The 26970-nt window shown below is 68.8% G+C and carries 27 protein-coding genes; 15 read left to right on the top strand and 12 right to left on the bottom strand.

Going from position 1 to position 26970, the window contains the following annotated elements:
• Positions 1-95 precede the first annotated feature (95 nt).
• The 11 genes from ACFU8W_RS43030 to ACFU8W_RS42980 all read left to right on the top strand — a co-directional run bounded on the left by ACFU8W_RS43030 (position 96) and on the right by ACFU8W_RS42980 (position 11207).
• The gene (locus ACFU8W_RS43030; RefSeq protein WP_384050022.1) at positions 96-221 is read left to right on the top strand and encodes a hypothetical protein; all 126 of its coding nucleotides are present in this window, start codon (positions 96-98) and stop codon (positions 219-221) included.
• The gene (locus ACFU8W_RS43025) at positions 221-2134 is read left to right on the top strand and encodes a LuxR C-terminal-related transcriptional regulator (RefSeq protein WP_384050019.1); all 1914 of its coding nucleotides are present in this window, start codon (positions 221-223) and stop codon (positions 2132-2134) included. The genes ACFU8W_RS43030 and ACFU8W_RS43025 overlap by 1 nt, the downstream gene beginning before the upstream one ends.
• 539 nt (positions 2135-2673) lie before the next feature.
• Positions 2674-3474: a Scr1 family TA system antitoxin-like transcriptional regulator gene (locus ACFU8W_RS43020; RefSeq protein WP_384050016.1), complete on the top strand. Its 801-nt coding sequence runs from the start codon at positions 2674-2676 to the stop codon at positions 3472-3474.
• 149 nt (positions 3475-3623) lie between these two features.
• On the top strand, positions 3624-4271 hold the full coding sequence (locus tag ACFU8W_RS43015; protein ID WP_384050013.1) for a LuxR C-terminal-related transcriptional regulator: 648 nt from the start codon (positions 3624-3626) through the stop codon (positions 4269-4271).
• A 167-nt stretch (positions 4272-4438) separates the two neighbouring features.
• A complete protein-coding gene (locus ACFU8W_RS43010; RefSeq protein ID WP_384050010.1) occupies positions 4439-6352 on the top strand; it encodes a glycoside hydrolase family 15 protein in 1914 nt (637 codons plus the stop codon).
• Positions 6353-6682: 330 nt separating this feature from the next.
• Positions 6683-7102 carry a hypothetical protein gene (locus ACFU8W_RS43005; protein WP_384050007.1) on the top strand — a complete coding sequence of 140 codons (420 nt, stop codon included), beginning with the start codon at positions 6683-6685 and terminating at the stop codon, positions 7100-7102.
• Between the two features lie 108 nt (positions 7103-7210).
• Positions 7211-7750, top strand: coding sequence for an NUDIX domain-containing protein (locus ACFU8W_RS43000; RefSeq protein ID WP_384050004.1), 540 nt, complete (start codon positions 7211-7213; stop codon positions 7748-7750).
• Between the two features lie 33 nt (positions 7751-7783).
• Positions 7784-8203 carry an MFS transporter gene (locus tag ACFU8W_RS42995; protein WP_384050001.1) on the top strand — a complete coding sequence of 140 codons (420 nt, stop codon included), beginning with the start codon at positions 7784-7786 and terminating at the stop codon, positions 8201-8203.
• Entirely contained in the window at positions 8193-9215 is a 1023-nt protein-coding gene (locus tag ACFU8W_RS42990; protein ID WP_384049997.1) for an MFS transporter, read from the top strand. Before ACFU8W_RS42995 ends, ACFU8W_RS42990 begins: the two co-directional genes overlap by 11 nt.
• A gap of 83 nt (positions 9216-9298) precedes the next feature.
• Positions 9299-9673, top strand: a complete 375-nt coding sequence (locus ACFU8W_RS42985) for an HAD family hydrolase (RefSeq protein ID WP_384049994.1) — start codon at positions 9299-9301, stop codon at positions 9671-9673.
• A gap of 220 nt (positions 9674-9893) precedes the next feature.
• Entirely contained in the window at positions 9894-11207 is a 1314-nt protein-coding gene (locus tag ACFU8W_RS42980) for a transcriptional regulator (RefSeq protein ID WP_384049992.1), read from the top strand.
• Positions 11208-11307: 100 nt separating this feature from the next.
• Here ACFU8W_RS42980 and ACFU8W_RS42975 read toward each other — a convergent pair whose 3' ends face one another.
• From ACFU8W_RS42975 to ACFU8W_RS42930, 10 genes are all read right to left on the bottom strand, one after another.
• On the bottom strand, positions 11308-12411 hold the full coding sequence (locus ACFU8W_RS42975; protein ID WP_384049989.1) for a class I SAM-dependent methyltransferase: 1104 nt from the start codon (positions 12409-12411) through the stop codon (positions 11308-11310).
• Positions 12412-12506: 95 nt separating this feature from the next.
• Positions 12507-13082, bottom strand: coding sequence for a nitroreductase (locus ACFU8W_RS42970; protein WP_384049987.1), 576 nt, complete (start codon positions 13080-13082; stop codon positions 12507-12509).
• Positions 13079-14353, bottom strand: coding sequence for a cation:proton antiporter (locus tag ACFU8W_RS42965; protein ID WP_384049984.1), 1275 nt, complete (start codon positions 14351-14353; stop codon positions 13079-13081). Before ACFU8W_RS42965 ends, ACFU8W_RS42970 begins: the two co-directional genes overlap by 4 nt.
• Before the next feature lie 66 nt (positions 14354-14419).
• The gene (locus ACFU8W_RS42960; RefSeq protein ID WP_384049981.1) at positions 14420-15286 is read right to left on the bottom strand and encodes a dimethylarginine dimethylaminohydrolase family protein; all 867 of its coding nucleotides are present in this window, start codon (positions 15284-15286) and stop codon (positions 14420-14422) included.
• Between the two features lie 131 nt (positions 15287-15417).
• Positions 15418-15849, bottom strand: coding sequence for a GFA family protein (locus ACFU8W_RS42955; RefSeq protein WP_384049978.1), 432 nt, complete (start codon positions 15847-15849; stop codon positions 15418-15420).
• On the bottom strand, positions 15849-16679 hold the full coding sequence (locus tag ACFU8W_RS42950) for a DUF3865 domain-containing protein (protein WP_384049975.1): 831 nt from the start codon (positions 16677-16679) through the stop codon (positions 15849-15851). Before ACFU8W_RS42950 ends, ACFU8W_RS42955 begins: the two co-directional genes overlap by 1 nt.
• Positions 16676-17995 carry a JmjC domain-containing protein gene (locus tag ACFU8W_RS42945; protein ID WP_384049972.1) on the bottom strand — a complete coding sequence of 440 codons (1320 nt, stop codon included), beginning with the start codon at positions 17993-17995 and terminating at the stop codon, positions 16676-16678. The genes ACFU8W_RS42950 and ACFU8W_RS42945 overlap by 4 nt, the downstream gene beginning before the upstream one ends.
• A gap of 57 nt (positions 17996-18052) precedes the next feature.
• Complete coding sequence (locus ACFU8W_RS42940; RefSeq protein ID WP_384049969.1) at positions 18053-19198, bottom strand: inosamine-phosphate amidinotransferase 1; 1146 nt, start codon at positions 19196-19198, stop codon at positions 18053-18055.
• Between the two features lie 111 nt (positions 19199-19309).
• Positions 19310-20353 carry a fatty acid desaturase family protein gene (locus ACFU8W_RS42935; RefSeq protein ID WP_384049967.1) on the bottom strand — a complete coding sequence of 348 codons (1044 nt, stop codon included), beginning with the start codon at positions 20351-20353 and terminating at the stop codon, positions 19310-19312.
• A 130-nt stretch (positions 20354-20483) separates the two neighbouring features.
• A complete protein-coding gene (locus ACFU8W_RS42930; RefSeq protein WP_384049964.1) occupies positions 20484-20762 on the bottom strand; it encodes a hypothetical protein in 279 nt (92 codons plus the stop codon).
• A 505-nt stretch (positions 20763-21267) separates the two neighbouring features.
• On the opposite strand from ACFU8W_RS42930, the gene ACFU8W_RS42925 reads away from it, so the two are divergent.
• The 3 genes from ACFU8W_RS42925 to ACFU8W_RS42915 all read left to right on the top strand — a co-directional run bounded on the left by ACFU8W_RS42925 (position 21268) and on the right by ACFU8W_RS42915 (position 24231).
• Positions 21268-22146: an amino acid--tRNA ligase-related protein gene (locus tag ACFU8W_RS42925; RefSeq protein WP_384049961.1), complete on the top strand. Its 879-nt coding sequence runs from the start codon at positions 21268-21270 to the stop codon at positions 22144-22146.
• 32 nt (positions 22147-22178) lie between these two features.
• Positions 22179-23021, top strand: coding sequence for a TauD/TfdA dioxygenase family protein (locus ACFU8W_RS42920; RefSeq protein ID WP_384049959.1), 843 nt, complete (start codon positions 22179-22181; stop codon positions 23019-23021).
• Positions 23022-23103: 82 nt separating this feature from the next.
• On the top strand, positions 23104-24231 hold the full coding sequence (locus tag ACFU8W_RS42915) for a hypothetical protein (RefSeq protein ID WP_384049956.1): 1128 nt from the start codon (positions 23104-23106) through the stop codon (positions 24229-24231).
• Positions 24232-24260: 29 nt separating this feature from the next.
• On the opposite strand, the gene ACFU8W_RS42910 is transcribed toward ACFU8W_RS42915, so the two are convergent.
• A complete protein-coding gene (locus tag ACFU8W_RS42910) occupies positions 24261-24566 on the bottom strand; it encodes a hypothetical protein (protein WP_384049953.1) in 306 nt (101 codons plus the stop codon).
• Positions 24567-24752: 186 nt separating this feature from the next.
• On the opposite strand from ACFU8W_RS42910, the gene ACFU8W_RS42905 reads away from it, so the two are divergent.
• Positions 24753-25496: an aminoglycoside phosphotransferase family protein gene (locus ACFU8W_RS42905; protein ID WP_384049950.1), complete on the top strand. Its 744-nt coding sequence runs from the start codon at positions 24753-24755 to the stop codon at positions 25494-25496.
• Between the two features lie 1163 nt (positions 25497-26659).
• On the opposite strand, the gene ACFU8W_RS42900 is transcribed toward ACFU8W_RS42905, so the two are convergent.
• Positions 26660-26970, bottom strand: a 311-nt coding sequence (locus ACFU8W_RS42900; protein ID WP_384049947.1) for a hypothetical protein, incomplete at its 5' end; no start/stop codon positions are given.

The raw sequence follows: 26970 nt of genomic DNA, 5'->3' as shown, positions 1-26970 counted from the left end.
GACATGACGTCCGGGCCGATCGAGGCGTGCCGCCGAGCCCTCTCAAGGCCCGGCACGTGCCCTACATCGCCATGACCGCAAACGAGGAGTCTCCGGTGCCAGATCTAGTGAAGGGCCCGGACGGGTGGATCGCCTACCGCACACCGGGCCGCGACGACCGTTACCCCGTCGCGGACCCTGCGTTCGTCGCTGATCTCGCCGTACAGCAGGGGAAACCGTAATGCACGCACAAAGCGGGGTTCTGACGCCCCGTACCCAGGAAGTCTGCGAAGCAATCGCCGACGGCGCCACACCCGACGAGGCCGCCAGGACGCTCAATATCAGCGTCGCTTCGGTGAACCGCCATATCGACAGAGCGCGCACCATGATGCAGGTGAGAAGCCTCCGAGCGTTGGTCTATGTGCTCGAGTCCCGCCAGCTGGCCAACCGTCCGGAACGGGCCGCGAAGCTCGTTCTGGACCCGTTGACCGAGCTCGTGTGGGCCGGACTGCGTCTGGACGTGCCGGACCGGACCTTGGTCCCGGAGCTCGCAGCTTCGGCCCGAGTGGATCCGGACGAGCTCCGTTCCGCGCTCGACCAGCTGACGGAGCAGTACCAGACCTCCTGGCACGGGCTGATCCGGCTCGGCTTCCGCCATGGTGTCCTGTCCGGGAAGGAGGGAGCAGACCTTGGCGGTCCACGAGCCGGCCACGGTGGCAGCGGCGGTCCGTGGAGCCTCAAACCCATCCGCCACCGGGTCCTGGAGCTACTTGCTTCCGGTCTGAGCGCCGAGGGCTCCGTACGAAGGACAGGCATCAGCAAGTCAACGGTGTACACACACTTGCGCGCATGTGCGCAAGTGGCCGGCGTCAAGGCTCACCGTGCGCTCATACACGAGGCTCTGCGCGCAGAGGTGCTCGTCCGGCCAGCACCAGTGCGGGCCCCGGATCAGTCCAAGGCCCTGGCCGCAGTGTGGCGGGGGCTGGTACTTGACGTACCGGATCGTCATCTGGCGGACGCGATCAGCCGACAGACCGGGCTGCCGGTGCGTGACGTCAAGCTGGAGCTGGAGCGTGTACGGAGCACGGGGATGCCGGACTGCCGTCTGGTCGTCGCGGGCTGGCAGTACGGGTTTCTGGATGAGCAGACCACGGTGCTGGCCCCGCCGGAGCACCTGTCGGTCGTGGCCCGCGCAGGGGCCGGCCCGATGACGCTCCACGTTCGCGAGCGCCAACTGCTGGCTCTAATGGCCGTGGAGGGGCTGACGGTCGAGCAGGCCGGGGCGCGCATGGATGTCACTCCCGGTACCGCACGTACGTATCTGCGCGACTGCCTGCTGTCGGCGAAGGCCCGCTCGGTCCGGACGCTGACGCACAAGGCGTGCTTGCAGCGTCTGCTGCCCTCAGGGCAGCCCGAGGAGCGGGATGTGCCGGACGACGTCCGCACCGTGTGGCGGGCACTGGCCCTGGACACGCCCGATGACCGCCTGGTCCGCGACATCGCGTCAGTGACCGGCCTGCCCCAGTACCGCGTGCAGGAGTGCCTCAGCGAGCTGCGGGCCCGTGGCCTGACCGACTGTCAGCTCATTGTCGAAGGCTGGGCGCGCCAGATCCTCGATGCTCAGGCCAGGCTGACGCCACCGCGCCTGGAGACTCGTCTCACCGCTCCGCTCCCCCGCCGTGCCGCCCACTCCGGTCGAAACCCGGAAGACCCACTGGAGCTCGTCCCCTCCGGCCATCGATGGGAACCCGAGTCCGAACTCGTGGCGGACTGCACCGGTCTGGCGGGCCGGCACCTGGTCGGTGACTGCTACGACTTCGTCCGGATCACTCCCGAGGCATGCCGCACCCTGCTGGAGCGAACTGATGAGGACCGGTGGGGTCCTGTCCTGGGGCTGCCCGCCGCTCGCACAGCCGTGCTGGTCACCGAAGCTGGTTCCGACGGGCCGACTCGGCACGGAGCCGTGGGCCGGCTGTGGGCACGCGGTGGTGTGGTGCGCCTGCCCGAGCCCGGGCGCCGCACGACACCTGACGGCGCCTACTGGGCAGTGCCCGCGCACCTGCCGTTGTGGAAGCACGACCTGATCGCGAGGGTCCTCGACCCCTCACCGGCCACGGATCAGGGTGTGCTTCAGGTGGTCGGGAGGCCGACATGACCCGGCAGGAAGCGTGTCCGGCCGCTCTCGTCGTGGGTGCGATCCTGCGCGATGCCCGCAAGTGCCGACTCGTACTCCCTGAACAGCCCGCCCATGCGAGGACGAAGTGAACTACCACCGGTCCGACGGTTGGGCGCACACGATCGATGCAGCGCGTGAGGTGCCCGATCCTGCGACCTCCCGTGAAGCGCTCGGACGGGCGGCTCCACACCACCACTCAACCGGCCATGACACGACGGGACCACTGTGAGACCCAGCCGCAATCTCCTGATCGCGTATGTCGTCACCGGCCTGGCGGTTTTCGTCTCGATCATCGCCGCAGCGACCTTCCGCCCCTTCTGATCGGAACCTCCATGACTCCCCCGCCTCCTACCGCACAGACCCTGGCCCCGGAGCGAGCAGACGTGCCACAGCTCAGCCGGCTCTATGCCAGTGGCCTGCGCATCGACCCGAGCTGATACGACACACGGTTCACATTTCATCCCTATGGGACATCAGGTTGCCTCGCGTAAGGGCTGGCACGGTGAAGGAAGGCGCATATGACGAGCGAGATACACCCGGTGGCCCGGGTGGTCGGCGGGAACTTGCGGGATGCCCGCAAGCGCCGCTTCATCCTGCCCGAAGAAGCCGCAGAGCTCCTTTCGGTGAGCGTGGAGACGCTGCTGGCGATGGAGGCCGGCCACAGCAGGATTACCTCGAAGGACCTCCACCGCCTGTGCCACCTCTACCGCTGCCCCGACGACGCGAAGGCGCTGCGGACACTGGCCCACACGCCCGCAGCACAGACCCGGCACGACGCGGTCGAGGTGGGGACAGTCCGCGATTCAGCCCCCGGGCATCACGGCCGACTGGCCGGGTGCGCCCGGCAGGCGAGAGAAGTGAGGTGGCTCTCGACCGCCCTGATTCCGCCGCCGCTGCAGACCGCCGCGTACGCCCGCGCGGTCGGATGCCCGCCGTCCGCTCTTCCCGGCGCTCCGCTGCCGTCCTCGCAGACGGTCTGCGTCCTGGACGAGCGCATCCTCCATACTCACCACGTATCCCCCGAGGTGATGGCGCAGCAGCTGCGGTACCTCCTCGACCTGGAGGGTGATCAGGTGCGTGTGGTGCCCGGCCGGATCGCCGCGCCGCAAGGCCATCTGGTCGAGCTGAGGATGGCGGCCGGGCTGGCCTTTGCCCGGCCGGAGCACGACGGTGTCGTCTACCTGCCGCCGAACGGGCGCCTGTCCGCCCTCGTGTCCGGTATGTGGGATCTCACCACATCCGCGGCCACGCGCGAATTGCTGCTGTACGCCGCGCAGGAACAGTTCGGCCGGGCGTACGTGCACGCCGGGGCCGCCTGATGCCCCGGACCGTTCTGGTGGCGTTGCGGATCTTCTTCGGGATCGTGACGCAGCCGTCCGTGATTCTCGCCGCGTCACTGCTCCGAGCTCGCCGCGCAGGCATCAGCGGCTGAGCGCATCTCGACTACCCCAGGAAGGGCCCCGGAGGCATGTCCTCTCCCCCCAGAACCGGAAACCCGCGGACATCCGTAGCAGTCCTCGCCAGCGACCCCATCTCCCAAACAGGAGTCGCCAGCCAGCTACGCCCCCGCTCCGAAGTCACCGTGCACACTCACGATGATGCGAATCCCTCAGACGTCACCTTGGTGGTCGCGGACGCGGTTGAAGAGGACACACTGCGGACCCTCCGGCGTCTCCAGCGCACCAGAACAACCCGGCTTCTCCTGGTCATCACAGAGATCGACGAGCAGAAGCTCGTCAACGCGGCCGAGTGCGAGGTCCTCGGAGTAGTGCGGCGCAGCGAGGCCACACCGGATCGCCTCGTCGACGCCATCAGCGCTGTGGCCAAAGGAGACGGCTTTCTGCCCCCTGACCTCCTCGGGCGTCTCCTGGGGGAGGTCGGCCGGCTCCAGGGAGCGGTGCTGGGCCCACGCGGTCTGCGCTTGACGGGCCTGGCAGCGCGCGAGGTCGATGTGCTGCGGCTGATCGCCGAGGGATACGACACGGCGGACGTCGCCGCCAAGCTTGCCTACTCCGAGCGCACGATCAAGAACATCTTGCATGGCGTCATGACCCGCCTTCAGCTGAAGAACCGTACGCATGCGGTGGCCTACGCCATGCGGCAGGGACTGATCTGACGCCGACCCGATGAGAGACCCGCCATCGCGCCGCGTGCGCCTTCTTGCTCGGTGGCTGTCCCGGACGGCGACAGCTTCGACGCACACCTGTTCTCGCAGGCCCTACGGGCCTGCCGCAGACCCCGCCGAGCCGGTTCCCGGCTCTTCACACAGAGATGGAAAGTCGAATGAGCCGCCTTGAGGAGTATGGACTGATCGGCGACGGGAGGACCAGTGCTCTGATCTCCCGGACCGGATCACTGGCCTGGATGTGCCTGCCGCGCTTCGATTCGCCGGCCGCTTTCGCCGAACTGTTGGGCACCACGGAGCATGGCTCCTGGACGCTGGCACCGGCGTGGGTGCGGGGCGCGGAACCTCCGTCCGCTACCCGTCGTCGCTATCTCGGGGACACCCTCATTCTGGAGTCGGAGTGGGACACGCTTCTCGGCGGAACTGTCCGGGTCACCGATTTCATGCCCCCGCATGACGGCCCGCCACAGATGATCCGGATCCTTGAAGGGATCCGCGGCCACGTACGGATGCGCTGCGAACTGAAGGCACGGTTTGACTACGGCCGGTTAAAACCGTGGGTACGGGCGGTCGACGGCCGCACTTACGCTGTGGCTGACGCGGACTCTGTCTGGCTGGACACCACAGTGGACCTGGTCAGCGCGGACGGGGCTGCGTACGCGGACTTCACAGTCAACAAGGGTGACCGGATCGCGTTCACGCTGAGCTGGCAGCCCTCACACCAGAAGCTCGCGGCCCTGCCGGATCCCGAGAGTGCGCTGGCTGCCACAGATCAGTACTGGGCCGACTGGGTCACCCAGAACACCTACACCGGCCCCTACAGAGGCGCGGTCGTCCGCTCGCAGATCACCCTCAAGGCGCTCTGCAGCCGGGAAACCGGCGGCATCATTGCCGCGCCGACGACGTCACTTCCCGAGGACATCGGAGGCGCTCGGAACTGGGACTACCGCTACGCCTGGCTGCGGGACTCCGCGCTCACCGTCGCCGAACTGCTGCGCACGGGCTACCGGCAGGAGGCCAGCGCCTGGATCGACTGGCTACATCGTGCGGTCGCCGGTGACCCGGAGAACCTGCAGATCATGTACGGCCTCCAAGGCGAACGCGACCTGCCCGAACGCGAAGTGCCCTGGCTCCCCGGCTACGAGAATTCTGCCCCGGTCCGGATCGGGAACGGCGCGGCCGGCCAGTTGCAACTCGACGTGTACGGAGAGTTGATCGAGGCACTTCACCTGGCCTGGCAGGCCGGCCTCGGTACTCCGGCCACAGCTCAGCTGCAGCTCACACTCGTCCAGTACCTGGAGAAGAAGTGGGCCGAGCCGGACGAGGGTATCTGGGAAGTCCGGGGGTCGCGCCGCCACTTCGTCCATTCGAAGATGATGGCGTGGGTCGCCGTGGACCGCACCATCAAGCTGATCGAGTCCGGGGACGCGGAAGGGCCGCTGGAGCGGCTGCGGGAGCTGTGCGACAGCATCCACCGTGATGTCTGCGACCGGGGCTACGACCCGGAGCGCAACACCTTCACCCAGTACTACGGATCCAGAGAGCTGGACGCGTCCGTACTCCAGGGTCTGCTGCTGGGATTCCTTCCGCCTACAGACAAGCGTGTGATCGGCACGATCGAGGCGGTCCAGCGGGAGCTTTCCACCAAGGACGGCTTCCTCCTGCGTTACCCGACCAAGGGCGAGGACGCCGGTGTCGACGGCCTGGCAGGCGACGAGGGCGCGTTCTTGGCCTGCTCGTTCTGGCTGGTGGATGCTCTGGCGTTGATCGGCCGGGGTGATGAGGCAACCCGGCTCTTCGAGCGGCTGCTGTCCCTGCGAAATGATCTGGGCCTGCTCGCCGAGGAATGGGATCCCAGGCTGCAGCGGCAGGTGGGCAACTTTCCGCAGGCTTTCTCCATGCTGACCTTGATCGGAAGCGCGCGCGCCCTCAAGGCGGCCCAAACCGGGCATCTGCACCTGGAGTTGACTCTTCCGACACAGCTCGGACTTGCCGATTCGCGAGGCATATCGCTGGCGCCCCAGTGCCCGTCGGCAGCCAGCAAACCTGCAGTGGTAGAAGCACCGTGCTGAGGGGTCGACTCATCCGCCGTCTTGTCGTCCGCGCCGCCGTGTGGTCCTGCGGCCGAAGGCCGGCACCGCCCGACGCGCCCATAAGCCGTATGCAGGACCTCGAACTAGGCGGGATCCATCGGCCTGTCGACGGCCGCACCCCTGCAAGGAGTACCTGTGTACGTAATACGACCGGCCGAGCTCGCCGACCTGCCCGCGCTACAAATCCTGCGGGTCAATCGAGCCCGGTGGGCGGCCCGGACGGGTACCGGCCCCATCCGGTATCGAGACCTGACCGCGGCCGAAAGGACGACGGCTCGTCCGCTGGTTGTCACGTGGGAAGGGGACGTCGTGGCGACCACCACGCTGATCGAACAGCCCAAGTACGTGGGCTGGACTCGACGCGAAATGGCGCAGCAGGCGATCGGCCTGGCCCGGGTGATTACGGCACCTCCGCCGGAGCACAGTCTCAGCTGGCTCCTCACCTACTGGGCCGTCGACTACGCGGCCCGATCAGAGTACGAGTGGGTACGTGTCTGTGTGCCGGGCATCCGGCTGGCCGACCGCTGGTGCACCATTCTCGGCTGGGAACACATACGGAGCCATCACCTGGCAGAAGGCCGGACCGTGCATCTGCTGCAACGCCCGGCCGAGCGGAGGCCAAGCTCCAGTCTTACTGCGCTCGTTGAGGACCGCATGCCGTCGCCGCACGGTCACGCCGCTTCCTTGGCCTCACCGGCTCGACCCGTTTCGTCCCGGCCAGGTAAATAGCCCCTGGTTCTGCCCCTGGCTATCCGCTCCGCGCCGTCTGGGCAAGGGCAACGCTCCCCGGCCGTTTCCGCTTCTCACCCTTTCCAACCCGCACCAGAAATCGGACTCATGGAGAACACGACCGCTCCGCCCCCACTGTCGGACACAACAGACGCCGCCCCGGATCTCGTTGCCTATCTGGCAAAGCATCCGGGACCTCTGGCCGCGGCCGACGCCATCGTCCGCACCACCGACGGGCGCATGCTCATTCTCGACCCGCCCTACAAGGCAGGATGGGACCTGCCTGGCGGGATGAACGACGACGAGGATCCGGAAGACGGCCTGCTGCGCGAACTCTTTGAAGAGCTCGGGGTGACGGGTGTCCCGCTCGGCCGCCTCCTGGCCGTGGACACGACGCCAGCCTCAGTCTACGGCCGGCCGCTGATCACCTTCATCTACCAATTCACGCTGCCTGAGCACGTGCAAACGACGGACGATCTTGCGCTTCAGACTGACGAGATCGATGGTGCTGCCCTTGTCGCAGACGAGGAGGCCCTCGCTCGGTTTCCCGAGCGCCTGCGCAGGCGCGTGGAAGCGGCCCTGGCCGCGGAGGCCGGCACCTACATCGCCTATCTGCGCGATGGGTGCCGGGTTACTCCGTGTCGATGAGTCAGCTCAGACTCCAGGAATAGAGGTGCAAAGATGACGGCCGACCTCATTCGGCCCCGCGGTGCACCTGGGCCACCACCAGGACGCAAGTGGAATGGAGGGCCACTGTGGTGGCACCGTAACTTCACGCGCTATCTGACGGGACAGACGGCCAACGTGGCGGGCAGCGCCGTGTCCCAGGTGGTCATCCCCGTGCTAGCCGTGGTCGAGCTGGACGCCTCCACCGCGCAAGTGGCTCTACTGGCGATATTGGGACAGTTACCCCCCGCCCTGCTCGCATTGCATGCCGGGGCTCTAGCCGATCGCTACTCCAAGCGCCGTCAGATGATCGCCGGGGACCTCGTCAGCGCGGTGGCCATGGTCACGTTGCCGCTGGTCAGTACATTCGGAACCTTGACGCTGACGCACCTAATGGCTGTCTGCGGTGCAGGGAGTAGCAGGCATGCTGCATGACGCAGCAGCCATCAGCTACCTGCCCACTCTCGTGGACCGATCGCTGATTCAAAAGTCCAACAGCCAGCTCGGCTTCCTCTTCGCCATCGCCGCTAGCGCTGGCAGCAATGTGGGCGCCAGCCTGATTGGACTGCTCGGGCCGGTCCGAGCTTTAACGGCCGACGTGATGTCCTTCCTGGTCAGTGCATGGTGCACCGTTCGCATCACAGCCCCCGAGCCGACCCGGACCAGTCCCACGGGGCGGTTAGCCACCGAGATCAGCGATGGAGTCCGGTACGTCTTCCGCGACCACGCGTTGCGCACACTGACGCTGGTCAATGCCACCCTTACGTTCGGCCTGGGCTTGCTCAGCACACTCTGGACGCTCTACCTCCTGCGTATCTTGACGCTGAGCTCCACGGCCTTCGGTGTGATCCTGGGAGTGGGCGCGCTCGGGGCGGCCGCCGGGGCCGCGGCAGCCCCCCGACTGTCCGCACGGTACGGGCCCGGACCCATGATGCTCGCGGCTCTGGCTCTGGTCCCGCTCACCCAGATTCCGCTGCTGCTCGCTGCACCGGGACGCGGCTGGCAGTTCGCGATCGGCGCAGCGCTCTTTGCGCAGACGTCATGCACCAACGCGACGGGCATCACGCAGAGGTCGATCCGTCAGTCCGTGACCGAGGTGGTCATGCAGGCCCGGATGCAGTCGGTCACCACCTGGCTGACGGCCTTGTCCCGGCCAATGGCCGCACTGGTCGCTGGTGCCCTCGGCACCTGGATCGGCCTACGACCCACGCTCGCGGCCGGTGCCGCCCTGCTCATCGTGCCATTCCTCGTCCTGTACCGCTCTCCCTTGCGCACCCTGGGGCAGATTCCCACGCAACAACACTTAGCCAGGACACAGCGCCCAGATGATCTCATCCCAGCTGTGAAGCTGCCGGGCACAACCATCTGCAGGCCAACGCGCGCCCGCCTCCCCGCCCCCACGCGCCCAGGGGCACTCGGTCGGCCCGACACGAAGGAAACCGCATGAGTACAACCACCCTTGAGCCTGGCCAGACCGCTCCCGCGAGTCACCGTCACTCTGATCCTCGACCCCGGGACACGGTCGCCCGCATGGGCGGCGCAACGCTCATCTACCTGGCGATGCTGGCCAGCAACACCTGCCGTCCCCCGAAGTTCCGCAGCGCAACGCTGGCCGCAGCAGGTCTGGGCTGTCAGCGCATGGCCTGCTCCGGCTATGTGGAGGTCGCCGCGGCCAAGCCGTTCGACCGGTTCTACCAGCGGGTGATCGCGGCGGCCGGAGTACCTCCGAGCAAGATCGAGTTCGTCGGCGACCGGCTGGACAAGTACGTGATCGGGCCGTGGAGCTCCGGCATGCGCGCCGTCCTGGTCGACGGCCGCCGCCTGACCACAGCAGCGCCCGAGTACCTGTTAAACGGGACCTTTGGAATCTCCCAGCTGGCCCAGCTCGATGAGGTCATCAGGTGACGCGCCGCCGACCCCGCGCGGCTATGCGCGGCAACCAGTATCGCCGACCTGTTGTCGGCGATGGGCGAGCTCAAGGTGGCCGAAGTCGAGGAGGACCTCTTCGACCACCGCATCCTCCGGTGCGTCGATACCGGAGCAGGCGGAGGCACCTGGGCGCACAGGTCCCAGTTGGTGCCACTTCGATTCATTCTCTGACCCCACCGGGATGGGCGGCGCGACAATGAGTCCGAGATCGGAGAAGGCGGAGCGCAACGAGGTCTTGCTCAAACACCTGGAGACTCTGGACTGGTCGATCAGCGGATTCGCACGCCGGATCGCCGCGCGCTGCGAGGCAATCCGTCTGCCTTACACGGTGGTCCCGAGCACCGTCTCACGGTGGTGCAAGGGGGCGACTCCCGGCGATGACCTCGCGGCCGCCGCGTGCCACGTGCTGTCGGCAGCGCTGCACCGGACCGTGACGCCGGAGAGCTTGGGCTGGCCGTCCGACACCGGCCTGGTCGCTGCGCAGTCGTTGGAGTACCTGGACGTCTCCCACGCCGTACGTATGCTCTCGAAGCTGTGGGCCCTGGACGCCATGCGCCGGCGCAACGTCGTCAAGAGCGCGTTCTCGCCGAGCGTGTTCGGTCCCGCCTCGCGAGAGGCCCTCGTGATGCCGGCGGACGCCGTCATCGGTGGCCACGGGCAGCACAAGGTCACTGCGGCGGACATCGACCTGCTGGACGAACAGACGCGGTTGTACGGCAAGCTGGACTCCCAGCACGGCGGGGGCAAGTTCCGCGGTGTGTTCGCGTCGATGATGGACACGCACGCCACACCGATGTTGAACGGGAGCTTCTCCGCGCGGACCGGGCGCCGGCTGTACGGCAGCGTGGGGGACGCGGTCCTCGCGATGGCCTCGATGGCCTACGACGACCAGCTCCCTGGCCTGGCGCAGCGCTACGACCTTCAGGCGATGCGGCTGGCCCAGGCGATCGGCGACCGCGCCCGCATCACCCGGGTCCACATCCACCAAGCCCGACTGGCGGCGACGCAGGGCGGGCGGGCGGATGTGCTCGCTCACGCGCGGAGTGCTGTGCTGGCGGCCGAGGGCACGCCGCCGCTCGTCAGGGCCTACGCGTGCGTGACCGACGCTCGAGCATGGGCGCTGAACGGACAGTCGGCCCATGTCGTGACGGCGGTGAAGCGGGCCCGCGAGTTCTTCGCCTGCGCTCGGAGCAGTACTGGCCCGGCCTGGCTGGAGTGGTTCGATCTCCGTGAGCTGGAGGGGCAGGCGGCGTGGGCGTTCGCTGTGGCCGGGCTGGCCGAGCAGGGGATTCAGGCCCTGAAGGAGGCGTCGGCCCTTCCGTCGGACCGGATGCGAGACACGGTAGAACTCTTGATCACCGAGGCCGAACTGGCGCGGTTGCGCGGTGACTCGGCCGAGCACGCAGCGGTGGCGAAGCGTGCCTCTCAGGCGGCCCAGCACCTTGTGAGCCGGCGGCTCTCCGAACGCCTCGATCACCTGAATGCAGGCGAGCCGCTGCGCGATTTCTGACCTCCTCGGCACGCGCCGGGGACACATCCGCCGGCCTGGGACCGAGGCCGCTGTGTCGTAGCCCGGCGCAGTCCCGGAGAACGCCTACACCGGAAGCCGGTCAGCTTGTTGGGAAGAGGCGCTGGTAGATCGAATAGGCCCTGAAGGAACCACCGTGGTGCGGGGACGCCAGGGCACCGTGGTGCTCTCGCCCGTCAGCGGTGTGCAGGGCGGCGCTGAGTTGATAGTCCGGATGAATGCCGTCGTCGCTGAGGGTTGCCGCGAAGGTGAGCTCCAGGACGTCTCCAGCAGCGACCGGCACGGGGCTTTCGAAGAGCGGCAAGTAGATGGTGGCCCAGTTCGTCTTCATGTGCAGGGCATCAAGTGGCTCTTCGTCCGGCAGACACCAGAGATTGAGCCAGGTGAGCACGCCGTCCATGTGGCCGGGGCGCGTGATGGCCAAGCGCGTTGTCCGGCGCTGCTCTGTGCGCAGATCGCCGTTGAAGTCGAGCACCTCGACGGGCGCGCCCTCGGAGAGCAGCGCGCCCGCAGATGGGTTTTCGACCCTGAGTCGCACGTCGAAGGGCATGCCGTGCCAGTCGAAGATGCTCCGCAGGTACGGGAGGGATGCCTCGGCGAACGCTACGGGCTGTTCGGGGAGCAGGTCGGACAGGCGGACCGCTGCGGCCAGGGTCACCGCACGGTGCGGCACCACCAATCCCCCGGGCTTCAGGTGGCGGTTCCGGGCGTCGGTCAGGACGGCTGCCGCGCCTTCGGCGCCCGCCAGGGAGCCGATGATCTCCGCTACGCAGACATCGGCTCTGGGCGCGAACTGGAGGTTGGTCGACTCGCCGAGCAGGAGCGTGATCTGGTCCTGTGGGTAGAAGGCTGACAGGTTTGCGGCCGCCTTGTGGAACGCGTCCTCGATGACCTCGATGGCTAGGGCGTGCTGGGCTCCTGCCTGCACACCTTCGCGCGCCCAGAGAAGGTCTTGGCCGGTCCCGATGTCCAAGATGTTCCTGTCCGGGGCCAGTTGGGACAGCGCAGCGCGGAAGCGCTCGTTGCGTTCGTCGTCGGTGGTCATGGTCGTGTAGAGGAAGGGGTCGTAGATGGGGTACTCCCCGACGCTCGGCCACAGTGCGGGGCGGCCCTCTCGTTCGGGTTCGGGGTCCACGCGCACGCGCAGGGAGCGCCCGTGTGTCTCGATCTTCTTGATGTTGTACATGATCCACCTTTCGCGGTGGTCCTCAGTGTGGGTTGGCTTGGTGCCCGCGGGGGCTGTCAGGCCTGGTCTGTGTGATCGCGTGTTGTGCAAAGGTTTCAGCCACCGGCACCGTCGGGCCAGGTGATCTTGGCTGTGGTGTCGAACGGCGGCCGTTCAGTGGAGGCGCCAGACGTGCAACGGGTGCCGACGTACAGCCAGCCCAGCAGCTGCTCACCGTTGGTGACGCGGAGGTACTTGCGGACCTGGGGCGCCTGGACGGCTGCGCCGGTGCGCCAGATCGACGCCCAGCCGTGGCCGTGCAGGAGCAGCGACAGGGTGGTGACCATGCCCGCGGTAGCGGCCAGCTGCTCCCACTCGGGAATCTTCGGATGGTCGGGCACGGGGCAGTGGACGATAGACAGGAGCAGCGGGGCGCGCAGTGGCTTCGTGGCGGCGCGCCGGGCCTGCTCCGGTGAGGCGGCGGCTTCGGCGAGTACGTCACCGAGTCGGGCCCGCTCGTTCCCGGTCACCGCGACCAGCCGCCAGGGCCGCAGTCGCCCGTGGTCGGGTGCGGTGGCCGCGGCCTGGACGAGGCGCTCCAAGTCCTCGCGGCCGGGCGCGGGCTCGGTCAGGCGGGGGGTGCTGCGCCGGCTGAGGACCGCTTCCAGAACCGGGTTCGGGGGCGAGGTCATCCGGTGACCTCCCGGGCGGGATCGCGCTCCGGATCGTCGTGCGGTGCCGCCGGGGTCATTCTCGGGTCGTCGCCGGCTACGCGCCTGAGTATCGGGGCGGTGGCCGCGGTGGTGATGACGGTCATGACCACCAGCAGGGTGAACAATGGCTCGCTGATGACGCCGGTCTGGAGGCCGATGCCGAGCACGACGAGTTCGGTCAGGCCGCGGCAGTTCATGAGCGTGCCGACGGCGGCCGACCAGCGCCAGTCAGAGCCGGTGAGTCGGGCTGCGCCGGTCGCGCCGCCCCACTTGCCGATGACGGCGACCGCCAGGATTACCGCGCCCCAGCCCCACTGTCCGGCCGGCAGCGTGGAGAAGTCGGTGTGCAGGCCGGTATCGACGAAGAACAGCGGAAGCAGGAGCGGCAGGACGACGGCGCGGATGCGGGCGGCGCTGCGCTCGACGGCTGGGAGACCGCGGGGGGCGGTGACGCCGAACAGGAAGGCGCCGAAGGCGGGGTGCACGCCGATCTGGTCGGTGGTGTAGGCGCTGAGGCACAGCCCGGCGAAGAGGAGGGCCAGGACGAGTTCGTCGGAGGTGCGGCTGGCGCGCTCGATCAGGGTGCGCAGTAGGGGGCGCACAAGGGTGAGGCCGGCGGCAAAGGTGGCGGTCAGGGCGAGGGTGGTCAGGGCCGACAGGGCGGTGCTGGAGGTGGCCAGGGCGACGGCGGCAGTGAGCAGGCACCAGGCGAGGGCGTCGTCGGTGGCGGCGCAGGCCAGGGCGAAGGTGCCCAGGGGCGTGGTTTCCAGGCCGCGGTCGGCGAGGATCCGTGCGAGGACCGGGAAGGCGGTGATGCTCAGGGCGACGGCGACGAACAGGGTGAACGGCAGGCGGCCAACGCCGTCGGGGGCGAAGTGCGGGTAGAGGGCGGCGGCCAGTGCGGCGCCGAGGGCCATGGGGAGCAGGACCCCGGTGAGGCTGACCGCGGCCACGGCGCCGCGGGTGGTGCCCAGGCTGCGGAGGTCGAGTTCCAGTCCGATCAGGAGGAGGAACGCCAGGAGGCCGAGGTTGCCCAGGGCGGAGGTAATGGGCAGAACCGAGGGCGGCAAGAGGTGGTGCTGGATGCTGGGGGCGAGCCAGCCGAGCAGCGAGGGGCCGAGCAGGATTCCGGCCAGGATCTCGCCGATGACCGGCGGCTGGCCGAGCAGCCTGACGGCCCGCCCGCCGGCCTGGCAGGCGAGGACCACGACCGGGACGGCGAGGAGGACGGGCAACAGCGGGTCGGACACGGCAGCTCCAGGAGGCGGGCGAAGGACCGCACGGCGGCGCGGCGGCCGGGCGGGAACGCGGGTGGATCAAGCGCGGGTCAGCGGCAGGGTGGTGCAGCGCAGCGAGCCGGGGATCCGGGTGACCTCGCAGTAGTCGACGGTGAGGACCTCGAGTCCGCGTGCGGCGAGCTGCGTAGCGATGCGGTCGCTGCCGGCGGCGACGATCACGGTTTCCGGAGCGATCGCCAGGACGTTGGCCTGGACGGCACGCGCCTCCTCGTCGGTGACATCGATGAGGTCGAAGTGTTGCTCGAACCAGCGCAGTTCGGCGTGCGGGAAGACGGCGCGGTGGATGAGCGCGGTGCCGGGAGCAACGATGGTGAAGTGGTCGTCCAGGTGGACGATGCCGTCGACGGCGAAGTGGACCGGGCGGACCTCGCGGTCGACGCCGTGGTGAGCCAGCGCCCGCTGCAGCGCCCCCACGCCCGCGGGGGACGTCTCTTCGCCGAGGCCGACCAGGACGGTGCCGGTGTGCAGGATGACGTCACCGCCCTCGATAGTTCCCTCGTCCAGGTGGGCGACGTGTGGGGCGCCGGTCAGCAGCGGTGCCAGCGCGTCGGTCTCGGGGAGGCGGTGCGTGGAGTTCAGGCGCGCCGTGACGAGGACGTGGTCGATGACGAAGCCGATGTCGCGGGGGTAGTGCTGGACCGGGCAGCCCGGCGCGGCGTCGAGGAGGGTCACCGTGGTGCCGCGGCTGCGGAGCAGGTCGATCAGGGTGTCCTGCTGGGTGCGGACGGTGGCTGGGTCGTACGGCTTCCAGGAACTGGTGCTCTTCTGGCGCGTCAGGACGGGGTGGACGTCGGGGCCTTCGAGGTCGGGGGTGACGTCGCCGGCGTAGCGCATGGCGACGTGGCGCAGGGCGCCGTATTCGCTGGTGACGTGGGGGGTGAGCACGATGGGTTCTCCTGGGCGGGGTGCGGGACGGGTCAGACGGCGAGCCGGACGCGGCGTAGACGGTCCCAGGAGGGTGCGGGATCCGGGGGCCGGCAGGTCAGGGCTGTCGGCCCCCGGAGGTTTCGCGGGTGTCAGCCGACGGGGCTGTTCTGGGTGTCGGGGACCTGGGGCAGCCAGTGCACGGCGTCGTCGCGGAAGGACTGGTTGACCGGGACGAGGTCGTCTCCGCTGGTGTCGTCCAGGGCCGTGACGACGATGCCGAGCTCGGGGACGTCGCTGTCGATCGCCGCGAGGCGGCTGCCGCAGTGGGGGCAGAAGCCGCGCTTGGCCTCGCCCTCGAACGTCTCGAACCAGGTCGGCTCGACGCCGCCTGCCCAGGTGACGTCCTCGGGGGCGAAGCCGGCCCACCACATCATTGGGCCGCCGCCGAGCTTCTGGCAGTGCGTACAGCTGCACGTGTGCGGGTAGACGGCCTTGCCCTTGACGGTGAAGCGGATCCGTCCGCACAGGCATCCGCCGGAGCGCTCCTGGGATGCGGCGACGATGTCGGGTGTGGCGTTCATCAGTTCATCTCCGAGGCGCGGTGGGCGAGTTGAGCCCACCAGTGTGTCATCCCCTCGGTGATCGTCAGCCAGCCGTCGAGGGCCTGGGGCAGGTCGATGTGGAAGAGTTCACTCTCCTTGATGAACCTGGCCAGGCCCTCGATGTGGGCGGCCTCGACGCTCATGCCGCCGACCTGGGCGGCCTCGTGCCCCTCGTCGAGGTGGAGCTCGTAGTAGTAGTGCAGGTTCTTCAGCTCGCTGCCGCTGCGCTGAATGGTCAACTCGCCGTAACGGTTGGTGATGTCCCGCAGGATCTCGGTCTCGGCGATCGCCACGGCCTCGGTCGCGTAGTAGGCGCCGGCGATGAAGCTGGGCATGTGCGAGCCGACCATCCACTGGTGGAGGTCGACCAGCGTCTCGGTCTCGCGGGCAGGCACGTGGCCGTTGACGAGCAGACCGAGGTCGGACAGGAGCGCGTTGGTGTAAAGGACGTAGTGTGCGGGCACCTTGCCGCGCTCGCCGCCCTCCTCCAGGTGGTTGCGGCGCAGCTCGTGCGCGAGCTCGGGGCAGAAGCCCTCCACGGCAGTGGCGGCCGCCTTGAGGAACTGGGCGTTGTAGCGGGCGAACACCGAGAGCTCCTCGATGTACATCCGGGCCTGGCGCTCGTTGAGGTCGGCGGCGCCGACCTTCTCGGCGATCCGCTCGTACGCCCAGTCGACCATCGGGGCCAGGTGTGCGGTGACCAGGGCGGTGCCGGAGGAGAACTTGCCCAGCAGGGTGCCGTTGACGGCGCTCTGCGTCTCGGGGTGGGCCTTCAAGTAGGTTTGGACGAGGCTGTTGTCGGGGGTCATGCGTCGGCGTCCTTGGTGTCGGAGGGGCGGGGGGTCAGGCGCAGGCCACCGGTGGCTCCCAGGGCGCGGACGGCCTCGAGGAGCTCGGCGTGGTCGGGCAGGACGAGGGTGTCGCCGCTGTTGAGGGCCGCGACGGTGTCCCGGTCCAGCCCCGCGCCGTCGAGGGCGACGCCCGGCTGGTGGCCGCGCAGCAGGACCTGGGTGACGTCGGCGCCGTTGAGGGTGGTCACCTGGTACGGGGCGATCAGGGCGATCTCGGCGCCCGGCGTCACCTGCTCCGGGGCGAAGGCGTTCGCGGCCTCCTGACGGGCGAGGTCGCCCTCGACGAGTTCCCAGCCGCCGTTGCTCAGCAGCGTGGCCCACCGCTGCTCGGCGTGCTCGCGGGCCGCGCCGCGGACGCGGTCGGCGGCGACGTTCAGGAGTTCGCGGCCGACGCCGGCCAGCCGGTCGGCGACGGCGCCGGGCCCCGCGGCCGTGTCCGCCATCGTGGAGGGCTCGTTGAGCGGGTCGTCGGGTCCGTCGCCGGACAGCCGGGCGAGGATGTCCGGGATGATGCGGCTCTGCAGGAGCTGCGCGTACGGGTAGGTGTACAGCGGCATGGCCACCGAGACGGAGAAGGTGTCCTGGGTACCGACGTGGAAGACCCGGCGGGGCAGGAACAGGGCGTCGCCCGGCTCCAGCAGGAAGTGCTCGGCCTCCTCCAGCAGCGCCTGGTAGTCGCCGTAGGTGGGCTGTTTGCCGCCGGTGAGCTTCTCGTACTGCTCGGCGGGCCAGCAGTAGAAGTTCTTGGCGTTGGGGCCGAGGTGGACGAGGAAGGCGTCCTCGTAGCCCTCGTGGATCCCGAAGGCGGTGCCAGCGTAGTTGCCGGCGAAGGCGACCTGTTCGGCGCCGCCCAGCGGCAGGCCCCACCCGTCGATGAGGCTCTTCAGGAAGGTGCCGAGGCCAGCGGCGAGGGCGGGGCTGACGGTTTCCAGGTTGTTGATGACCAGGGAGAACCGCTCGGCATCGGCGAGGTCCTGCATCCACGGCACAAAGGCGTCCACACCTCCGCTCCAGGTGGGGGCGGTCAGCGCCTGGGGCAGGAGGTCGTCGCGGCGGTCCTCACCGACGTAGACGCGTGCGTGCGCCTTGATGTCGGTGTCGGCGGCATGGGCCCGGCGGATGGCCTCGAACCCGGCCAGGACGTCTTCCGGGCCGGCCGCGGTGGCGGGGATGATGCCCTTGAACAGGAAGGGCGTGGTCCGTCCGGTGGTGCTGTCGGGGAAGGTGCCGGTCCAGAAGGCCTGGTCGGGCGGCCAGGTGTAGGTGGTGTCCATCAAGGATCTCCTGACGTCGGGGCGGGCGAACGGGGGTGCGGTGGCGGGGCGCCATGGTCAGCTGAGGTAGTCCTCGGGGCCGCCGCGCCGGACGGTGTCGAGCGTGAAGCAGTGGAAGCCGCCGCCGAAGAGCCTGCGGTGGCGGTGGCGGACCGGGACGACGGTGAATCCGCGGGACTCCAGGACCTCGATCAGCTCCGGGTAGAGGGAGTTGACGACGACGGTGTTCTCGTCGACGGACAGGAGGTTGATGTCCATGTACCGGCTGCCGATGGGGATGACGAAGCCGAGGTCGCTGTAGTCCGGGAAGTTGCTGTCGTCGGTCTCGGGGGCGTAGATCACGTCCCAGGACTGCATGGCCTTGGGCAGGTACTTCAGGTAGGCCGGGGAGCGCAGCAGCATCAGGCCGGGGCGCAGCGCGACCAGGACGCTGTCGATGTGGTTGTCGGCCATGGCGTTCAGGCGGTGGAACCGCTGGCTGGGGACGTTCTGCTTGAGCCACCGCAGGGCGAGTTCGTGGTTGTGGTTGGCGACGTTGACCAGGACGTCGCGGCCCAGGCGCATGCACTGCGCGCCGTCGAAGACCATCTCCAGGCCCAGACCCTCGATGGCACCGGCCATCTCCCGGTCGGTCGCGCGGCTGACGTCCAGGTCCTGGCGGGTGAAGTAGCCGGTGTCCAGGGAGTCGCGTGCCAGGGCGGGCCGCGGCATGCTCAGCCAGTTCGTCCCGGGCCTGTAGTAGTTGTAGAAGATCGGCTTGAGCAGGTCGTTCTCGAAGATTCTGGCGCGGACGTGGGGCGCGGTCTCGACGATGGTGTTGCCGAGGATGATGGTCTGGTCGCGGACGTTGAGCGGCGGGGTAGCCCTCGCGTCCCAGTGGGGGGAGCGGATGTCGGCGTCCTTGCCCGGCGCCGCGGGCCGCAGGACCTTCACCCCGCAGCCGGTCAGGGCGTCGGCCAGCCCGGCGATGTCCTCGTTGAGTTCGTCGACCAGTTGGTTGGGGATCGGCAGGAGCTCGTCCTGCGACGGGCTGGTGTGCCGGCCGAGGACGGGGGCGACGTTGTCGTAGAAGAACAGCCGCCATGAGGTGTCGGTGTGGTGGGCGTTGTAGTGATCGGCGCGTCCGAGGACGACTTCTTCGAGCCGGGTGAACTCGTCGAAGCTGTTCAGGGCCGGCGGCGGGGCAGGAGCGGGCTGGGGCATGGTGGGCCGCCTCCTCGGCGGCGGGCGACGGCACGGCCCTGTCCTGGCGCGCGGGTGCGTGCCGGGAGGGTCGGTGCCGTACGGGGTTCGGTGGGCGGGTTCGGGGCGAGGTCAGGCGGCCGAGGCGTGCCGGTGCGGGGTGCAGGCGGCGCCGGGGGTGGCGAGACGGGCGATGATGTCCTCGATCACGCACGGCTGGTCGGGGGTGGAGCGCCGGCGGAAGAAGTAGCCGGAGCACCAGGGCACTTCGCCGAAGCGCGACAGGCGCTGCGCGGTGAGGGCGCGGGCCTCGGGCAGGCGCCGCCAGGGGATCTGCGGGCACCAGTGGTGGATGGGGTGGAACATGTCGTCGAGGTGGCCGCCGAGCAGGTGCCGGGTGAGCCAGTGGGAGGTCCAGCCCCGGGTCTGCAGGAGGACGTCGTCGTTCTCGATCAGCCCGGCGTGGTTGCCGAGATCGGTGATCCAGGTGACGACGGGCCGCACCAGAACGAGGGGGAGCAGCCAGTAGAGCAGGAGGTACGGAACACCGTCCACGGGCCACAGCGCGGCAACGACGCCTGCCCACAGCACCGCCCGGGCGGCGAGGGCCCGCCAGGTCTCCCCCGGTGCGCGGGTGACCAGGGTCAACACAGCGGTCTTCGGCAGCCGCCACAGGGCGTTGCGCACGATGACCCGCAGGACGAAGGAGCGGCGGCTGGGCGCCTGGCCCGCGGCGCGGATGTCGCCGGCGCGGTAGGACTGGAACATCGGGTCGTCGTCGGAGCCGAGCTTGGCGTGGTGGACGTAGTGGCTGCTGCGGTAGGGCTCGAAGCCCTCGCCGAGCAGGCCGGTCAGGATGTAGCCGATGAACCGGTTGCCGCGGCGGGTGGCCATGAGCTTGGAGTGCACGCACTCGTGCCCGAGGTTGGACAGGTGGCGCTGGCGCACCCCGATGTAGCAGACGGCGAGCAGTGGGCCGACGACGTGGCCGATGAGGTGGCCGGCGATCGCTGCGACGGCGATCGCGAGGAGGTCCCAAGTGACGTCCCAAAGGCCGATGGTCGGGCGTCCGCAGAGCTTCTCCAGGTCGGTGATGAGCTGCTGCCCGAGAGCCTTGCGCACGGGGCCGGAGGCACCGGTGCCGTTGCGGGTCCTGCTGGCGGCGGGGCTGCCCATCAGGTCCTCCAGTCGATGCGGTGCGGGTGGGGTGGGTCGGGCTCCGGCGCGCCCGCGGGCGGGCAGCAACACTGGCGACCCGCCGTGGGCGAGCGCGCCGGAGCACGACAGAGGGTGCTTCAGCCGCAGGTCAGGCGGCGATGAGGGCGCTGTCGGGGCGCATCCCGGCCTTCAGCGCGGGGGCGTCGGGGCGCATCCCGGCCTTCAGCGCGGGGGCGTCGGGGCGCATCCCGGCCTTCAGCGCGGGGGCGTCGGGGCGCATCCCGAGCTTCAGGTCGGCGGCATCCGGGCGCATCCCGGCCTTCAGCGCGGGGGCGTCGGGGCGCATCCCGAGCTTCAGGTCGGCGGCATCCGGGCGCATCCCGGCCTTCACGCCAGTGTCCAGGGTCATTCCGGCGGTAGCGGTCATCGAGTTCTCCCTCTTCGGTCGCGGGTGATCCGCGATTCCGGGTGATCGGGCTGTGGAGCTGCCGGGCAGCGGTTCCGGTGAGGTGCTGAACCATCGGCTCGGCACGCCGTGGGCGCAGGCGCACGCCGGTGGAGAAGGCCGCGCCGGAGCGCGTCCTGCCCATCCGTGGAGGAGCGTTGCGTGGCGCGGTCGCGCCGGGCGCTTGGCCAGTCACGCTAGGGCTGCGCCGAAGAGGGCCGCAACGGCTCTGGGCGTTGCGCCGTTTGCACTGGACCGTTGCGTGCCCGTTGCGCGCACATACTGGGTGAGCTGCGAAAACGCCGAAGTCTGGTCCTGAATGGGCGGCATATCAGGCCCGTTGGACCCAGCGGGGCCGGTGGGAGGGCTTCTGCTGCTCGCGTGGGCGCGGCTAGTTTGTGGCCCCGCCGAGGAGCCGCGCACGAGATCGCCGTGGGCCCGGCTTCCTTCCAACTTCCGGCGGAAACAACGACCTTGAGGAGCATCTGTGCTCAACCCCGTCGTCATGAAGTCCGACCTGCTGTTCAGCCTGCGGGACACGCTCCGCGCAGAGACCTTCGTCGAGGTGGCCACCCCGACGATGCGGAGGGCCGACCTCGGCCCGGGACGCCGTCTCCCGGTGGACCATGACGGCGGGCGGTTCCTGCGGGCGATGATCGGCCCGGCCCTGCGGGTGAACCTGGAGCACCACCGGCGGGTCTTCGAGATCGGTCCGTGCTTTCGGCCCGAGAAGCCGGACGAGCTGCACGCGCCCGAGTTCCAGATGCTCGACCTCTACGCCGCCAACGAGAACTTTGAGTTCCTCATCGCGCTCGGCGAGAAGCTGATCGGCCCGCACATCCGCTACACCCCCCAGCGGGTCTCCGTCGCTGGCCACATCCGCGACCAGTTCGGCATCGACCTGCGCCGCGAACCTCTCGGCGACCTGCCTGCGCAGATGGCCGCACACCTGAACATGGGGGGCGACGTGCCGTTCAAGACGGTGCTCGGGCAGTTCGTGGAGCGCGAGCTGGAGGCCCAGAGCACCGGCGCCGCGCTGTTCCTGACCGAGTACCCGGTCGGCGGGGACGAGCCGTGCGCCCGCCTCGCGCCCGGCACGGCCGCCGTCCTCAACCGCTTCGAGCTCCTGGTCGACGGCATCGAGGTCGTGCACGGCTACGAGGACGAGCCCGACCGGACCGCGTTCGTCGAACGAGCTCGCGCGGTGGACCTGTACGACGACGAGCAGGCCCTGGCGTGGAAGGCGATCGACGCCGGGCGCGTGCCGGCCCGTAGCGTCGGACTCGGCATCGGCATCGAGCGGCTGTGCATGGCCGCCTCCGGCATCAAGGACATCACCGTCTTCCAGCAGTCCCCCCAGTTCTGACCGCTGACACCACCGTCTGGAATGGAGCCGCCATGTCCTTGTCGCTGCGCCCGCTCGACGACAGCGGCTTCGGGGCCGTCGTCGACTGCAACCTCGCGACCGAAGCCAAAGACCTCGCGCCCCAGCTGGCGCTAGCCCTGCATCACCATCGGATGCTGATCGTGCCCCGCCAGCATCTGACCCACGCCGATCTCCTGACCGTCGCCTCCTGCTTCGGAACGGTGGACACCAGCGTCGACCGCCGGTACGCCGTCGGCGGCTTTCCCGGCCTGACCGTCATCAGCAACATCGTCGAGGACGGCGAGCACGTCGGCATCTACGACGGGGACAACGAGGAGGAGTGGCATGCCGACAACAGCTTCAAGTCGGAGCTGACCTCGGCGACCCTGCTGTACTCGGTCATCACCCCCGGCCAGGGCGGCGAGACCCGCTTCGCCGACGCGACCCGCGCCTACTCCGGCCTGCCCACGGCGATGCGGCAGCGGATCGAGGGGATGCGCGCCGTGCACTCCATCGAGCAGCTCGGCGTCCTGCAGAGCGAGGCCAGCGGCGGCCAGTCGTCGATCGCGGCCGGAAGCCTGGCCGACCATCCAGGGGTCGAGCACCCGCTCGTCCTGACCCACCCCGTCACCGGCGCTCGGTCGCTGCTGCTCGGCTCCATGGTGATCAGCGGCATCACCGGACACTCCGAGAAGGAGAGCTGCACCCTGCTCGACGAGCTGCTGGAGCACACGATCAGCGCGCCGTACGTCTACAGCCACCGCTGGAGCCAGGGTGACCTGGTCGTGTGGGACAACCTCGCCACCCTCCACACCGCCTCCCCTTGTGACAGCTCCCGCCACCGCCGGCTGCTGTACCGCGCCGCCGTCCGATAGCCGAAAACCTCGTGTTCACACCGCCCGATAACCCGCGGCGAGAACACGACGTCGGCCCCGTAGCCAGCCCTAGGGTTTGCCCATGACCGTGAAAGTTCCCCTGAAAGAGACCGCCCTCAACGCCGAGCGCATCGAACGTATCGGCCGCGAAGTCCATTCGGCCTGCCCCGAGTTCGACGCCAACAGCTTCGTGAAGTCGGTGACGGCCGACCTTCCCCGGCTGGAGCTCAGCGCCCGGATCGCCCGCACCAGCGAGGGCCTGCACGCCCACCTTCCGGTCACCGGCCCCGACGCGCTCAACATCCTGCTGCGCTCCCTCCCGCCAACGCCCGAGGCCGCCGGCGTGACCAACGACTTCGGCCTGCACCTCTACTCGCCCCACTCCGACTACGTCTCCCGCTACCTGCGTACCGCTGAGCACCTGGATCAGGCGCTCGCAGCGCTTGCGCGCATGACCGGATACTTCTCCGCCGAGCTCCCGGTGCGGCACTTTCTCGCCGACTTCCCCGACGAGACAATGAAGGCGGTCGGCGCGTGGACCCGCGACGAGGACTTCCGGGTACGCAGACTGGCGAGCGAGGCCACCCGACCCCTGCTGCCGTGGGCCCCACGAATCCAGCTACCCGTCGATGCGGCACTGCCCGTCCTCGAGCAGCTCTACGACGACACTCACCTCTATGTCCGCACCTCCGTCGCCAACCACCTCAGCGACATCGCCGCCAGCCAGCCCGACCTCGTGCTGACCACCCTTCAGCGGTGGAAGCAGTCGGGCCGACTCGCAGACGAGCACTTCGCCTTCATCGCCCGGGGCTCCCTGCGCAACTGGCTGAAGAAGGGCTGGCCGCCCGCCTACGCCATCCTCGGCTACGCCCACGACGCGCCCATCGCGCTCACCCCCCTCACCCTGGAGCGCACCGAACTCCGCGACGGCGACGCCCTGAACTTCTCCGCCTCTCTCACCGCCACCACCACGGCACCAGTCCACGTGATGATCGTGATCGCCACCGCGGGGCAGAACGGCCAGCCGCGCGAGAAGGTCTCCTTCCTACGCCGCGCCACAGCAGAGCCAGGCCAGGAACTGCGGCTCGCCAAGGCGCACCCGCTGCGCTCGACCGCACGGTGGAAGGTCTCACCGGGCTCCTACTCCCTCGCCCTCCAGGTCAACGGCCGCCGCTTCCCCTCCGTCGCCTTCACCGTCCTCAACACCTGACACCCTCCCGTCCGTCCTGCTCTGAACACCTACCGCACGGCTTCTACGACTCCTTCCTGGCCGCTGGCCTCGCCGACGCCTTCCGTCATCTGCACCGCGACGAAGCCGCCCACTCCTGGTACGGCTGTAGCGGCAACGGCTTCCGCTTCGACCACATCTACGTCACCTGCTCCCATGCCGCCCAGGTCACCGCCTGCGACTACCACCAGGAACCCCGCGAGAGCGGCCTGTCCGACCACGCAGTCATGACACTGCAGCTCCGCCTGACCGAAGCCGACGCCGGGGACGAACCGGCCGGACCCACCCCGCGGAAACCGGCCGCGTCTGTCGATCACGAGCCAAGCGCTGGACCTGGGAAGTGCTGTCGCTCGCGAAGCCCCAGGGAACATCACGCCTCAGCAGCCGCCTGACACAGCTGGAGCAATCGCTTCGAGACGCGAGTCCCCATCGCGCGTGGGCGACCTGCCGAGGCAACGGTCGATGCGGCCGCCGTTTCATGGACTACGTAAGGAACGAGTGGTATGCCCGAGATTTCTGATGAGGCCGTCCCGTTGACGGGAGGCCGCATCACCCACGGCGTCGTCCGTATCGGTGACACGGTCCGGAGACCGGCCTCGGCTGCCTCTCCGTTCGTCGCCTCCCTGCTTGGTCTGTTGGAGAGTCGAGGATTCACGGGGGCCCCGCGATATCTCGGTCGGGATCAGGAAGGCCGGGACACCTTCAGCTATGTGCCGGGCTGGGTCCCGGCCAAGTTCCGGCCGTTGACCGACGCGCAGGTTGCTGCGGCCGGTGTCCTGGCGCGTGCCATGCATGAGGCCACCCGGGGCAGTGATCTTGCTGGTCAGCATCAGGTGGTGTGCCACCACGACCTGGGGCCGAACAACGCCGTCTTTCAGGACAAGATCCCGGTCGCCTTCATCGACTTCGACATGGCTGCGCCGGGCAGTCCGCTGGAGGATGTCGGTTATATGTCCTGGCTGTGGTGTGTTTCCTCGAAGGCCGGGGCTCCCTCCGTGGACGCTCAGGCGACTCAGGTGCGCGTGCTGGCCGACGCCTATGGCCTGGCTGGTACTGAGCGGGCTGTGCTCGTCGACGCGATGCTGGAACGGCAGGCCTGCAATGCCCGTTTCTGGGCGGAGGTGCAGGCCGGCTCCAAGGCCGTCGAAGCCACTGCCCAGCAGATCTCGTATCGCATCGCCTGGTCCTGGCGTGAGCACGAACACACCGCCGAGTACCGCAAAGTATTTGAAGACGTCCTCAAGTGACACATCCCCGAGAAATGTTGATCGGTCTGCTGAGGCCATAGTCGGTCACTGCCGCTGCCGGGGCCGCGGGGGCGGATGGGCGTGATCACGGTTGTGGTGGTCTTGTCGAGCTGCTGCCGTAGCCCTTCGTTGTCGTGAAAGTGGGCGGCGATCGCGGTGTGGGCGGCCTTGACTTTGTTCTCCAGGAGCGTGCATTCCTGGGTCTTCGCGCTGAGGGGCGACGAACACCGTGGACAGTTCGATCTGCTCGCTCGGCCTGGTGACGGCGGCCACGCGGGTCGCGGCGTCGAGGGAATCGGAGTCGCGTCTGGAACGACCTGGTCCCCCTGATGGTGTTGCTGGCCGCGGTCACCGAACGCAATGGCGAGACGATCAAGGAGCTTCCTGCCAGTCACCGGATTCTGGAAGACCGCGCCGTCGAGGTCGTGGTGACCAAGCGCCGCCGGGGCGCCAAGCGCTGGTTCGAGACAGTGACCTGGGAAATCGGCCCGAAGAACCGTGAATTGCACACCCCCGGCGGTCGGTTCGCCAGCACGGAAGACTCCTGGCTGTCCCGAGTTCCGCGACCAGGTCACTGCGGAAACCCGGGCGACGGGACAGTACTGAGCTCACCAGCCAGCTTTTTCCGGTCAGACCTCTACCCCAGTGGCCGAAACAGGTGCATCGTTGATCGCGCGGGATCCCCGAAGCCCCCAGGCCGAGGCCCCCGCTCGGGGTCCCGCCAGGAGCTGCGTACTTGGCGCGGCCCGCCGCCCCTCCCGAACGCCCCGCGGGAGGGTCGGGGTATGCCCGCTCTTACGCCGCTTCGTACCGGTGGGCCCGTCCGCCGCGCCATTCGATCCAGTGCGGGTCGTTGAGAATGTCCCAAGCGTCGTCGAGGCCAGCCCACCTCAGGAATTCGATCAGGTCGCGGTCGTCGCGGACGAGGCCGACGATCGCACCGTTGATGGTGACCGCCCGACCGCCTGCTGAGGAAGGGCCGATTCTCGCCGTGTGCCGGGGGCAGCGAGATCGGCGAGGGCGCAGGGGGAGCCGTAGTCGGCTCCAGCCGGTATCCCTGGGGGCTGTATCCGCTACTCACTGCGATTCCTCTCGTACCAGTCGAATGGCAGCCCACGGGCGCTGATCTGGGATTTGCTGGCTACTCACGGCAGGACCGCGAGTCAGAACTTTGCGAGACGTATCTCGTAGCAGTTGTCGCACATGTCCTCCATGACGAGGTGCCCCCCGCTCCCGCAGTACCCGCAGATCCCGTCGCAGTCAGCGCCGCAGCTGAAGCAGATGTAGGAGTCCGTATCGGGGGAGGCGGCCGTGCGCACGCCGACGACGGCGTCGCCGCCGCACGTCTCGCAGTTGGCGAAGTCGCTGCCTCCGTCCTTGATGAACCTTCCCCTTGATCGTGGACACCTGGAGACTGGGACCTGAGGTTCCAGAGGAAGTAGCACCAGGTGGGAAGCAAGTACATGAAGCGGTA

Origin of the sequence: Streptomyces sp. NPDC057565, assembly GCF_042801455.1 — a bacterium.
Classification (GTDB): Bacteria; Actinomycetota; Actinomycetes; order Streptomycetales; family Streptomycetaceae; genus Streptomyces; species Streptomyces yanii.
Note: the sequence above shows the minus strand (reverse complement) of the source record. Positions and strands in the feature narration are given on the sequence as shown.